7 protein-coding genes are annotated in these 12,469 nt (G+C 70.8%); 3 read left to right on the plus strand and 4 right to left on the minus strand.

The genetic code is table 11. From position 1 onward, the window contains the following. The first annotated feature begins 36 nt into the window (after positions 1 to 36). Positions 37 to 738: a polyprenol monophosphomannose synthase gene (locus tag ACWEQQ_RS16660; RefSeq protein ID WP_354831630.1), complete on the plus strand. Its 702-nt coding sequence runs from the start codon at positions 37 to 39 to the stop codon at positions 736 to 738. Here ACWEQQ_RS16660 and ACWEQQ_RS16665 read toward each other — a convergent pair whose 3' ends face one another. Together ACWEQQ_RS16665 and ACWEQQ_RS16670 are read right to left on the minus strand one after the other, a co-directional pair. Then, positions 739 to 2,268, minus strand: a complete 1,530-nt coding sequence (locus ACWEQQ_RS16665; protein ID WP_452348790.1) for an HAD-IB family hydrolase — start codon at positions 2,266 to 2,268, stop codon at positions 739 to 741. After that, positions 2,265 to 4,634 carry a glycerol-3-phosphate 1-O-acyltransferase gene (locus tag ACWEQQ_RS16670; RefSeq protein ID WP_452348791.1) on the minus strand — a complete coding sequence of 790 codons (2,370 nt, stop codon included), beginning with the start codon at positions 4,632 to 4,634 and terminating at the stop codon, positions 2,265 to 2,267. The genes ACWEQQ_RS16665 and ACWEQQ_RS16670 overlap by 4 nt, the downstream gene beginning before the upstream one ends. A 161-nt stretch (positions 4,635 to 4,795) precedes the next feature. Here ACWEQQ_RS16670 and ACWEQQ_RS16675 point away from each other — a divergent pair, with 161 nt between their 5' ends. Further along, positions 4,796 to 6,178, plus strand: coding sequence for a salicylate synthase (locus tag ACWEQQ_RS16675; protein ID WP_452348792.1), 1,383 nt, complete (start codon positions 4,796 to 4,798; stop codon positions 6,176 to 6,178). A gap of 3 nt (positions 6,179 to 6,181) precedes the next feature. On the opposite strand, the gene ACWEQQ_RS16680 is transcribed toward ACWEQQ_RS16675, so the two are convergent. Both ACWEQQ_RS16680 and ACWEQQ_RS16685 read right to left on the minus strand, forming a co-directional pair. Beyond that, entirely contained in the window at positions 6,182 to 7,051 is an 870-nt protein-coding gene (locus ACWEQQ_RS16680) for an oxidoreductase (RefSeq protein WP_452338153.1), read from the minus strand. Between the two features lie 23 nt (positions 7,052 to 7,074). Further along, the gene (locus tag ACWEQQ_RS16685) at positions 7,075 to 8,712 is read right to left on the minus strand and encodes a (2,3-dihydroxybenzoyl)adenylate synthase (RefSeq protein ID WP_452348793.1); all 1,638 of its coding nucleotides are present in this window, start codon (positions 8,710 to 8,712) and stop codon (positions 7,075 to 7,077) included. A gap of 142 nt (positions 8,713 to 8,854) precedes the next feature. Here ACWEQQ_RS16685 and ACWEQQ_RS16690 point away from each other — a divergent pair, with 142 nt between their 5' ends. Beyond that, positions 8,855 to 12,385 (plus strand): non-ribosomal peptide synthetase, encoded by a 3,531-nt coding sequence (locus tag ACWEQQ_RS16690; protein WP_452348794.1) that lies wholly within the window; start codon positions 8,855 to 8,857, stop codon positions 12,383 to 12,385. Positions 12,386 to 12,469 lie beyond the last annotated feature (84 nt).

Below are 12,469 nucleotides of genomic sequence, written 5' to 3' on the forward strand. Positions count from 1 at the left end.
CGAGCGGGAGGGTAAACCTTGAAGGTCACCGTGGTGGTGCCGACCTACAACGAGCGGGAGAACCTGCCGGTGGCGGTGGAGCGGCTGACCGCGCTACCGGTGGCCGACCTGCATGTGCTGGTGGTGGACGACAATTCGCCCGACGGTACGGGTGAGGTGGCCGACAAGCTGGCCGCCGACCTGCCGAACGTGGTGGGCGTGCTGCACCGCACCGAGAAGGACGGTCTGGGCCGGGCGTACATCGCCGGCATCACCCGGGCGCTGGACGAGGGCGCCGACGTGGTCATTCAGATGGACGCCGACCTGTCGCACCCGGCCGAGGTCATCCCGGCCATGCTGGACAAGCTGGAGTCCACCGATGCCGGCGTGGTGCTCGGATCCCGTTATGTTCCCGGGGGTTCCACCGCGGCAGAGTGGAAGTGGTATCGCAAGGCGCTGTCGGCCTGGGCCAACTTCTACGTGAACATGATTCTGCGCCTGGGCGTGAAGGACGCGACCGCCGGTTTCAAGGCGTGGAAGGCGGACACGCTGCGCGCCATCGACGTGGCCTCGATCAAGTCCAACGGCTATTCGTTCCAGGTCGAGATGAACTACCGGACGGTCAAGAAGGGCATTTCGATCGCCGAGGTGCCGATCCGTTTCGAGGAGCGCACCAAGGGCGCGTCCAAGATGAGCCTGAAGGTGCAGCTGGAGTCCGCGGCCATGCCGTGGAAACTGCTGTTCGGTCGCGCTGTCTGACTAACTGCCGGGGCGGCTTTCGGGCCAGTGGAGCAGCGTATCCACGAACAACTGCCGGACCCGCTCCACCTCGGCGTCCATATCGGCCGGATCCCAGCCGCTGACATCGATCGGCGGTAGGACGGCCACGTCCACGACGCCTTTGCGCACCACGGCCGAATTGCGCCACGCTATTTCGCCGGCATTCCGGATCACCACCGGAATCACCGGCACGCCCGCCTGCCGGGCAATGTGGAACGCGCCCTTCTTGAACGGCCCGATGCGCGGGGTCAGGGATCGGGTGCCCTCGGGCGCGATCACGACCGACAGTCCGCCGCGCAGGGTGTCGACGACCGGTTCCAGCGCGGCCTTGGCGGCCGCGGTGTCCGCGCGGTCGATGAAGGTCACCTCGACGAAGCGCATGAGGGGACCGAAGATCGGGTTCTTGGTGATCTCCCGCTTGGCGATGCCGGTGAATCCGGTGCCCAGCACCTCGGCCAGCACCACGATGTCGAACTGACTCTGGTGGTTGAAGACGAACACGGCCGGGCGTGGGGCGCGGGCGTTCCCGGCGCCCACCACGCGGACCTTCACCCCGGTGCCGCGCAGGGTGGTGTCCGCGGCGTAGGTCATCATCGAATCCGCCATCTGGCGGCGCTGTTTCGTGTGCGCCTTGGCGGCCACGCCGAACAGGGCCCCGCCCAGCAGACCGGTGAATCCGGCCAGGGTGCGGGCGTAGTCGGTGGCCCCGGGCGCTTGCCGGGGCCGGAAATGCAGTACCGGCCAATCCTTTTCGGCCGCCTCCAGCACGACGCGCGGATCCGGGTTCACCGCCACCGGGTGCCCGGCGGTCTGCAGCAGCGGCAGGTCGGCGGCGCTGTCGGCGTAGGCCCAGCTCTGGGTGAGGTCGATGTCGTGGGTGATGGCGAAGCGGCGCACGGCGTCGGCTTTGCCGTTGCGCCACAGCGGCTTTCCCTCCACGTGCCCGGTGAGCACGCCGTCCTGGACGGCCATGGCGGTGCACAGCACGTGCGGGACGCCGAGTTCCTCGGCCACCGGCCGCACCTGGTAGCAGGTGACCGAGCTGATCAGCACCAGCGTGTGGCCGGCCGCCTCGTGTTCGCGCACCAGCCGCCAGGCCTCCGGGTAGATGTGCCCGTACACGCTGCGCGCGAACGCCTGTCGCCCGAGTCGGGCCAGCTCGTCCTCGGCTGTCCCGGCCCAGATGTACATCACCGATTGCAGGAAGCGCTCGTACTCGCCCTCGCTGCGCGCCCCGCGAATACTGCCGAGCAGGGTGGCGGTGAGCGCGCCCTGGGTGCTGCTGCGCCGCAGCAGTCGCCGGGGCAGCGGCGGCGGGTTGAATCCGTGGACGACGGTGCCGCCGAAGTCGAAAATCGCTGCGACGCGCGGTCCTTGCGGTCCGGTGCGCACGGCTTCGAGGGCCGCGCCGAGATCCTGTGCGCCGACCGGGCGCTGGGTGACGCCGACGCCGGGCCGGAGCGGCAGTGCGGGCCGGCCCGCGCCGATCCCCCGGACCCGGTGTGTCACAGCGCTTCCAGGCGGTTGGAGGGGTCGAGGGTGGCGGCCCGGGAGATGCGCTGGCCGATGGCGCGCAGTTCGGCGGCGAAGCTGCTGCGGCGGGCGGCCAGATCGGCGGGATCGTCGGAGGGGGTGAGCAGGCCGTGGTTGTCGGCGAGTTTGATCGCGCTGCCGAACAATTCGGAGGACACCGATTCGGGGCTGTGCAGCCGCTGTTGCAGCAGCATCTGCTTGCCGACCTGCAGGCATTCGTCGATGAGGGCCTTCTTGTCGACCTCGGCGACCGGGTCGCGGGCGGCCAGCCGTTCGGCCACCACCAGTTGCGCGTCGAAGAAGGAGCGCAGCACCCGGTGCGCCATCATGAACCCGGATTCGGCCAGCCGGGCCAGGATGTCGGAGCCGACGGTGCCCGCGGCGGTGCGCTGATGCCAGTCGTGATCCACCAGCAGCATTTCCGCGGTGAGCTGGCTGGTGAATTCGGCCCGCTCCGGGAAGAAGAATTCGAACTTGAGCAGGTCGCGCAGCCGGAAGGCGGCCTCCCAGCCGACCCGGAGCTGATCGCCCTCGGGCGCCTCGACGGCGGTGAGGATGGACAGTTCGAGGATGGCGCGGTTGACGAACCAGTGCACGGCGCTGTTGCGGTAGAACGCGGCCTCCAGGTGCGCCCCGGCATTGATGGCGTACACCGGTTCCAGCCCGCCGCGGTACACGGTGACCACGGTGGCGACGGTCAGCTGCTCGAGCACCACGGCCAGCCCGTGATCGTCGCGCAGCGCGTCGAGTTCGCCGCTGGGCAGGTTCCGGCGCTGGATGTAGCCGAGCACGGGCGCGATGGCGGCGCGCAGTTCGCCGCGGGTGAGGGCGCGCTCGTGCACGCCCAGCAGCACCAGGGTGGTGAGGGCGTTGACGGTGATCGGGGTGACGTCGTTGATGCCGACGGCGACCTCGAAGGCCAGCCGCTGCACGGCCAGGTGCTCGAGTTCGAGGGTCCGCTCGGACGGCGGATTCGGGTGGACCGTCAGCGGATCGCCGTTCACGGCCAGCCGGTCGCGGGCCGAGAGCGGGGTCCCGAAGCGCACGTACACGCGCCCGGCCGAGTGCTGCTGGTTGCGCACGTAGCGGGCCAGCCAGGTCAGGCCCTCGGGTTGTTTACGGCCGCCGGTCTGTTCGAGGGCGATGGCCCCGATCTCGTTGAGCCGTTCGTAGGTGATGGATACCGGCACCAGCATGACGTCGTCGATGCGCTTCGAACGCAGCGCGGCCGCAAGGTAGTTCAGCAGTCCGTAGCGGGGCGGCCGGAGTTTGCCGGTGCGGGTGCGCCCGCCCTCGAAGTACCACTCCAGGTTGAAGCGTTTGGTGAGCAGGTAGGCGAAGTACTCCTCGACGACGGCCTTGTACACCTCGTCGTCGCCGAAACTGCGGCGGATGAACACGGTTCCGGTGCGCCGCGCGATGGGCCCGATCGGCCAGAACTTCAGATTGGCTCCGCCGACCACGTGGTTGGGCGGAAAGTCGTTGCGCGCCAGGATGTCCCCGAGCACGAAGGCGTCCACGTAGGACCGGTGCGAGGGCAGGAAGACCAGCGGGTAGCGCCGGTTGAGCGAGCGCAGCCGGTCCAGCCCGGACTCGTCGGCGTCGACCTTCCAGGTGGAGGCGTGCACGGGCCGCATGGCCTGGGTGAACAGGTCCGACACCAGCCGGCTCTGTGCCGCGACGAGTTCGCGCAGGCCCTTCTCGGCCCGCCGGTACACCTCGCGCGCGGGCACGCCGGTCTCCTCGGCGATGGCGTCGAGCCGCCGCAGGAATTCGGGCGAGTCCAGGATCTCCTCGACCACCAGCCGCGGCACCTTGTACCGGTCGCCGATGACGGCGCGTTCGGCGCGTTCCAGGGCAACGATGCCGGCGCGCACGATGGCCCGCCCGAAAGCATCGGGCGCACCGGCGGATCCGGGATTGTTGGCGCGCAGCTCACTGAGCCGAGCGGGTTGCCCGGTCAGCACCAGGTGCCGGTCGGGGGCCTTGCTGAGCAGCCGCCGCTGCATGAGCCGGTTGGGTTTGCGGGGGTTGGTGAGGGTGAGCAGGTCGCTGAAGGTGGTGCGGCGCACGCCGTCTCGCTCGGGCGGCAGCCACAGCACCCGGACCGGCACCACCAGCGGATCGTCGCTGCGCCCGACCAGCCGGGCGGTGACGGCCGCGGGGTCGAGGTCGAGCTGGGTGACGGGGGCGGCGGTGCCGAACTCCTGGGTGATGCCGCCCTCGGCCAGCCAGTGTCCGACGAGGGCGCGCTCTACCGGGGAGGCGGCGTCGACCAGGGCGACCACGGACTGCGGAGCGGTGAGCGCGGCTTCGGGGAGCCGGCTGTCATGATCGAGCATTCTGGTTACCTCCGCATGAGCCGCTGCGATCCATTGAAGCCCAAACGTGCGGCGTCGGTCGGTAGGTCGGGCAATTCCCCGGTCGGGGCGTGGGTTTCGGGGCGGCGCGGCGGCGTCGTGACGCAGGTCGCGATCGACCCCGCCCCGCTCTGGGAAAGGTAATGCTAACCTCACTCATCGAGTTAGGTAAGCATAACCTTGGAGGTCTGGTGTCGGTCGCTGACGAACGGGTACGGCTCGAGGGGGAGCAGCGGTGGGGCGAACACGTCACCGATCCGGTCGCGGCGGTCACCGCGCTGGCGGCGGCGGATCGCTTCGGTGAATACGTGGTGTACGAGCGGCCCGGCGAATGGGTGTTCGCGGCCGACCCGCTGGGCGGCGTCGAGCTGGACGCGAACGAACTGCGGGTGAGCTGGGACGGGCGCACCACCGCCGGGCCGTGGACGGGGAATCCGGCGCAGGCCGTCGACGGCGCGCTGGCCGCACTGCCGCTGGACGGCCGGAATGCGTTCGGGTGGATCGGATTCGAGTTCTGCGCCTGGTCGCTGTGCGCGACCGCGCACGTGCACCCGCGAGCGACGCTGGCGCACCTGATGATTCCGCGCATCGAGGTACGCATCGACGCCTCGGGGGTACGGGTGTCGGGTGCGACGCCGTCCGAGACCGGCGACATCCACGCGCTGATCGCGGCCGCGCGGGACACGCCGCTGCCGGTCGCGCACCCCGTCGACGTCACCGTGGATCCCACGGGCTACCGGGACCGGGTGGCCACCGGCGTCGCCGAGATCCGGGACGGCAAGTACCAGAAGGTGATTCTGTCGCGGAAGGTGGAACTGCCCTTCGCGGTGAACATTCCGGCCACCTACCGGCTGGGCCGCGTGCACAACACCCCGGCGCGCTCGTTCCTGCTGCGGCTGGGCGGGCTGGAGGCCGCGGGCTTCAGCCCGGAACTCGTCGCGGCCGTGGACGGGGACCGGGTGGTCACCACCGAGCCGCTGGCCGGGACCCGGGCCTTCGGGCGCGGCGACGAGGTCGATCTGGCCGCCCGCGCCGACCTGGTGCGGGATCCGAAGGAGATTGTCGAGCACGCCATTTCGGTGCAGACCTCGTTCGCCGAGATCGCGGCCGTGGCGGAGCCGGACACCACCGCGGTCTCGGACTTCATGGCCGTGCGTGAGCGCGGCAGCGTGCAGCACCTGGCCTCCACGGTGCGCGGGCGGCTGGCGGCGGACCGCAGCCCGTGGGACGCGCTGGAGATGCTGTTCCCGTCGGTCACCGCCTCCGGGATTCCCAAGGCCGCGGGCGTCGATGCGGTGTTCCGCCTCGACCACGATCCGCGCGGCCTGTATTCCGGTGCGGTGGTGACGGTTTCGCCCGACGGTGCGCTGGAGGCGACGCTGGTGCTGCGCGCGGTCTACCAGACCGGTGCGGGCGCGTGGCTGCGCGCGGGCGCGGGTGTGGTCGGGCAGTCCCGGCCCGACCGCGAATTCGAGGAGACCTGCGAGAAACTCGGCAGCGTCGCGCCGTACGTGGTGCGCGCCTGAGCGTCAGACGCCGAACTCGACCCCGGTCAACCGCTCGGACAGCTCCCAGAGCTGCCGGGCGGTCTTCTCGTCGTGGGAGGCGGCATTGGAGCCGACCTCGGCGGGATGACCGCGCCAGTTGAACCGGTCCGGTCCGTAGTAGCCGCCCGGTTCGACCGCGGCGGTGGCGGCGTACAGCGTTGGGAGAGCGCCCATCTCGGCGCTCTGGGCCACCAGCCGATTGCCGAGCCCGACGATCTGCTCCAGCAGGTTCTGGGTCTCCGAGCTGATCTCGGTGGCGGCATAGCCCGGGTGCGCGGCCACCGACAGCGTGGGCGAGCCGGTGAGCGTCAGCCGCCGCTGCAGCTCGTAGGTGAACAGCAGCAGCGCCAGCTTGGACTGCGCGTACGCGCCGAAACGGGAGTAGGCGCGCCGCTCCCAGTTCAGGTCCTCCAGATCGATACGGCCGATGAAGTGGGTGATGCTGGAGGTGTTCACCACCCGCTCCGAAATCCGGTCCAGCAGTAGGCCGGTCAGCGCAAAGTGGCCCAGATAGTTGGTGCCGATCTGCAATTCGAAGCCGTCGGCGGTGCGCTGTTTCGGCACCGCCATCACCCCGGCGTTGTTGATGAGGACATCGGCGCGCTCGACGCCCGCGGCGAAGGCGCGCACCGAGGCCAGGTCGGCCAGGTCGAGCTGGCGGATCTGCACGGTCCCGGGCATGGTCCGGGCCACGGCCTGCGCCTTGATCTCATTGCGGCAGGCCATGATCACCTGGGCGCCGGCGGCGGCCAGGGCCCGCGTGGTGGCCTCGCCCAGGCCGCTGGTCGCGCCGGTGACGATCACGATCCGACCGGTCTGATCAGGAATGTCCGATGTGTTCCACCCGCCCATGGCTGAACCCTAGGGCGTGTGGCTCAGTAGCGCGCGGCGAGGGCCTTCTTGTCGATTTTGCCGACCGCGGTGACGGGCAGGACGTCGGCCTGCCGCAATACATCCGGGAGCTTGTAGGTGGCCAGGCCGCGTTCGGTCAGGAAGGCCTTGACCGCGGCCAGCGACGGCAGGTCGCCCGCGGTCACCAGGACCACGCCGACCTTCTCGCCGAGTGCCGGATCGGGCAGGCCCACGGCGGCCGCGTGCCGCACGCCCGGATAGGCGAGCAGGTGTTCTTCGAGCTCGTCACAGGAGATGTTCTCGCCGCCGCGATTGATGACGTCCTTGATGCGGCCCGACACGATCAGGTGGCCGCTGGGCAGGCGGCGCACCAGATCGCCGCTGCGGTAGTAGCCGTCCGGGGTGAAGGCGCGCGAATTGTGTTCGGGGGCACGGTAGTAGCCCCGCAGAGTGTAGGGGCCGCGGGTGAGCAGCTCGCCCTCCTCGCCGTCGGCGACGTCGTCGCCCTGCTCGTCCACCACGCGGACCTCGTCGGCGGGGGCGAGGGGACGGCCCTGGGTGGTGCAGACCAGTTCGTCGGAGTCCTCGGCGCGGGTGTAGTTGAGCAGGCCCTCCGCCATGCCGAACACCTGTTGCAGCCGCACGCCCAGGGCGGGGACGACATCGCGGGCGTTCACCTCGGCCAGTTTCGCGCCGCCGACCTGGAGCAGGCGCAGCGAGGACAGGTCGGCGTCCTCCCACTCCACTGCCGCGCACCAGAGCTGGGCCAGCGGCGGCACCACGGCGGTGACGGTGACGCGGTGGCGTTCGATAGCGGCGAAGGCGCTCTCCGGGCTGGGGTCGGTGACGAAGGCCATGGCGCCGCCGGTGGCCACCGTGCCGAGTACGCCGGGGCAGGCCAGCGGGAAGTTGTGGGCGACCGGGAGGGTCGCGAGATAGACGTCGTCCGGGCCGAGCTCGCAGACCTCGGCGCTGGCCTTCGCGTTGTAGGCGTAATCGTCGTGGGTGCGGGCGATGAGCTTGGGCAGGCCGGTGGTGCCGCCGGAGACCAGCATGAGCGCGATATCGGAGGCGTCGACCGCGGGCAGCGAATCACCATCGGCGGGAATCGAATTCAGGTCGGTGAACGGGCCGGGGTCACCCAGCACCAGGACGTGCCGCAGGGCCGGGACGTGCGCGCTCACCTCGGCGGCGAGGGTGCGGTAGTCGAAGTCGGCGAGCCGGTCCGCTGTCACGTAGGCGACCGCGCCGGAAAGCCTTGCCAGATGCTCGATCTCGGCGCGCCGGTGGGCGGGCAGGGTGAGCACGGGGATGATCCCGGCGCGCAGCAGGCCGAACAGCACCGGAACGAACTCGGGGACATTGGGCAGCTGCAGGACGGCCCGGTCGCCGGGCCGGATGCCCAGGGCGAGGAAGCCGTGCGCCATCCGGTCGGCCGCCAGATCGAGTGCCGCGTAGGAGGTCTCGGTGCCGCCCAGCAGCGCCGGTCGGTCGGGCCACCGCCGGGCCGCGTCGCGCAGGAGTTCGCCCAGTGGCCGGCCCGCCCAATATCCGGCCCGCCGGTACCGCTCGGCCAGGTCGTCGGGGAACGGGACGAAGCCGGCGCGGTGGTCCGTGGCGGGATTTGCGGTCGATGTCTCCGCGGATGCGGTCGATGTCACAGCTCTGACCTCTGGCTAGTAAGGGTGGCCTTGCATAGGTTAGGCAACCCTATCTCAATGGGTTAGGCTGCTGTCGAACGACATCCGAATTCCGGATCGGCAGCGGCCATCCCCTCCCCTCGAACAAGGAGTACCAGCGGAAATGGAGTCACCCCAGGGGTCAGCGGCGAGCATCGCCCGGGACGAGATCCGCACCGCCGTCGCCGGCCACCTCGGCCTCGACCCGGTCGCCGTCCCCGACCACGCCGACCTCATCGAGCTCGGCCTCGACTCCATCCGCACCATGAAACTCGCCGGTTCCTGGCGCAAACGCGGCCTGGCCGTCAACTTCGCCCAACTCGCCGCCGAGCCCACCGTCGCCGCCTGGCACCGCCTGCTCGGCGGGGCGGAATCGAATGACCCGGCGGACGATGTGCTTGCGGCCGCGAGCGAGAAGGCCGATGACGGAAGTCCGTTCGGGCTGGCGCCGATGCAGCACGCGTACTGGGTCGGGCGGGGCGAGGGTCAGGAGCTCGGGGCCGTCGCGGCGCATCTCTATGTCGAATTCGACGGGGCCGGGGTGGATCCGGAGCGGCTCCGGGCGGCGGTCGAGGGGCTGGTGCGGCGGCATCCGATGGTGCGGACGCGGTTCCTGCCCGACGGGACCCAGCAGACGCTGGAGCGGCCGGGCCGGGATGTCTGGAGTGTCACCGATCTACGCGCGGCCGACGCCGCATCGGTGGAGCGGACGCTGGCGGCGTTGCGGGAGCGCCGGACTCATCAGCTGATGGCCGTGGAGGAGGGTCAGGTCGTCGATATCGCGCTGACCCTGCTGCCGGACGGGCGCACCCGGCTGCACCTGGATGTGGACATGCTCGCGGCCGACGCCATGAGCTACCGGATCCTGGTGGCCGACCTGGCGCGGCTCTATCACGGCGAGCAGCTGCCGCCACAGCACTACACGTTCCGGCAGTACCTGGCCGACCATGCCTGTCCCGCACCGGAACACGCCGCCGATCGCGAGTGGTGGCAGCGGCGGCTCGCGGATCTGCCGGGTGCGCCGGAACTGCCGGGCGCCGCCGAGGTCCGGGAGCAGGCGCGCACCGTGCGGCTGCATCGGTGGCTGTCGCCGGAGGCCAAGGCGCGCATGTTCGCGGCGGCGCATGCGCGGGGGATCACCCCCGCGATGGCGTTGGCGTCGGTGTTCGCCGAGACCATCGGCGGGTGGTCGGGGCAGCGGCGATTCCTGCTGAATCTGCCGCTGTTCCATCGGGAACCGGTGCATCCGCAGGTGGACGGGGTGGTGGGTGACTTCACCTCGTCGGTGTTGCTGGAGGTCGATGTGACCGAGCCGGCTACCGTCACCGACCGGGCCCGCGCCCTGCAGCGTGAATTGCACGCCGCCGGAGCGCATTCCGGCTACACCGGCCTCGAGGTGCTGCGCGACCTGGGCCGGCTGCGCGGCGAACCGGTGCTGGCCCCGATCGTCTACACCAGCGCCATCAATCTCGGCGAACTCTTCGCCGACCAGGTCACCGCCACCTTCGGCGAGCCGGTCTGGATCATCTCCCAGGGCCCGCAGGTGCTGCTCGATGCCCAGGTCACCGAGGTCCGGGGCGGCCTGCTGCTGAACTGGGACGTCCGCGCCGACGCCTTCCCGCCCGCCATGGTCGAGACCATGTTCACCCGCTACATCGACGCCGTCCTGCGCCTGGCGGGCAGTGACGAGCCCGACGTCGAGGTCCGCGACGCGGGGTGGGATGCCGAGGCGGCGGTGCGAATTCCGGTGGAGCAGGCGGTGGTTCGCGCCCGGGTGAATGCCACCGATGGTCCGGTGAGCGGGCGGGCGCTGCACAGTGGGCTGTTCGAGTTCGCCGCCGCGAATCCGGATGCGCCCGCGGTCATCTGGGAGGACGACCTCGTGGATACGTCCGCCTCCGTGGCACGGGTGCTGGCCTATGGCGCGCTGGCCGGGCAGGCGCTCGCGGTGGCGGGTGCGTTGCGTGCGGCGGGGGTGCGGCCGGGTGATGCGGTCGCGGTGCAGTTGCCGAAGGGGCCCGATCAGATCCTGGCCAGCGCGGGTGTGCTCGCGGCCGGCGGCGTGTACGTGCCGATCGGGTTCGATCAGCCCGCGGCGCGCCGGGACGAGATCGTGCGGATCGGTGCCGTGGTGGCGGCGGTGACGGCCGGGGCGGAGGTCACCGGGGTGCCGACGCTGGCGCTGACCGAGGCGCGGCGGTATCCGGAACCGTTGGCCGAGGCCGTGATTCCGGATCCGGAGGCCATCGCGTATGTGCTGTTCACGTCGGGGTCGACGGGGCAGCCGAAGGGCGTGGAGGTGCCGCACCGGGCGGCGATGAACACCATCGACGACCTCAACGAGCGGTTCTGGATCGGCGCCGACGATCGGGCGCTCGCCCTGTCGGCGCTGGAGTTCGACCTGTCCGTCTACGACATCTTCGGCCTGCTGAGTGCCGGGGGTGCGGTCGTCGCGCTGGATGAGGGACAGCGCGGCGAGCCGGGACGGTGGGCCGAAATGATTCGGCGGCATCGGGTTTCGGTGGTCAACTGTGTCCCCAGCCTGCTGGACATGCTGCTCGAGGCGGCCGCCGGGAAGCCTGTGGACAGTGTGCGCATGGTCATTCTCGGCGGCGACTGGGTGGATGTGGCGCTGCCCGGACGGCTGGCCGCGGTGGCCCCGGACAGCCGGTTCGCCGGATTGGGCGGGGCCACCGAGACCGCCATCCACTCCACCATCTGTGAAGTGGTGAATGCCGAAGTGCCGCAGGAGTGGTCGGCCGTCCCGTACGGCACTCCGCTCCGCAATGTGCGATGCCGGGTGGTCGGGCCGTCGGGGCAGGACTGCCCGGACTGGGTCACCGGCGAGCTGTGGATCGGCGGGGCGGGCGTGGCCGCCGGATACCGTGGCGACGCCGAGCGGACCGCCGACCGGTTCGTCACCCACGAGGGCCTGAACTGGTACCGCACCGGCGATCTGGCGCGGTACCTGCCGGACGGCTGCCTGGAGTTCCTGGGCCGCGCCGACCATCAGGTCAAGATCCGCGGGTATCGGGTGGAACTCGGCGAGGTGGAGAGCGCCCTGCGCGCCCTGCCGGGCGTGCGGCACGCCATCGCGGCGGTGATCGGCACGGCCGCACCGAAACTCGCGGCGGTCGTGGTGGCGGGCGAGGGCGTCACCCTCGAGGCCCCGGCCCTGCTGGCGGCCGCGGCGGACCTGCTGCCCGCCTACATGATTCCGTCCCGGGTCGAACTGCTGGCCGAGCTGCCCTTCACCTCGAACGGCAAACCGGACCGCAAGGCCATCGCGACCCTGCTGGCCGCGGGCGAGCGGGACGGCGAATTCGTCGCTCCCCGAACCGATATCGAGCGCGCCGTGGCCGACATCGTCGCCACGGTGCTGGGCCGCGAGCGGGTCGGCGTGACCGACGACTTCTTCGCCCTCGGCGGCGATTCGGTGCTGGCGACCGCGGTCGTCGCGCGCGTGCGGGATTGGCTGGATTCCCCGGACACCGTGGTCGCCGACTTCTTCGCGGCCCGCACGGTCGCGGGACTGGCCCGCCGCCTGCGGGATCGTGAGGAGCGCGCCGGCGCGGCAGGCCGGCTGGACGAGGTGGCCCGCCTCTACCTGGAGGTGGCCGCCATGTCCGACGACGAGGTCCTCGCCCTGTCCTGACCGCCGGCCAGTACTGGATCCGACCCGGGAATCCGTCACCGCCGCTCTCGGTGACGGTGGTCTCGGTGTCCCTGGCGGTCACAA

The sequence above is a fragment of the Nocardia sp. NPDC004123 genome, assembly GCF_053603795.1.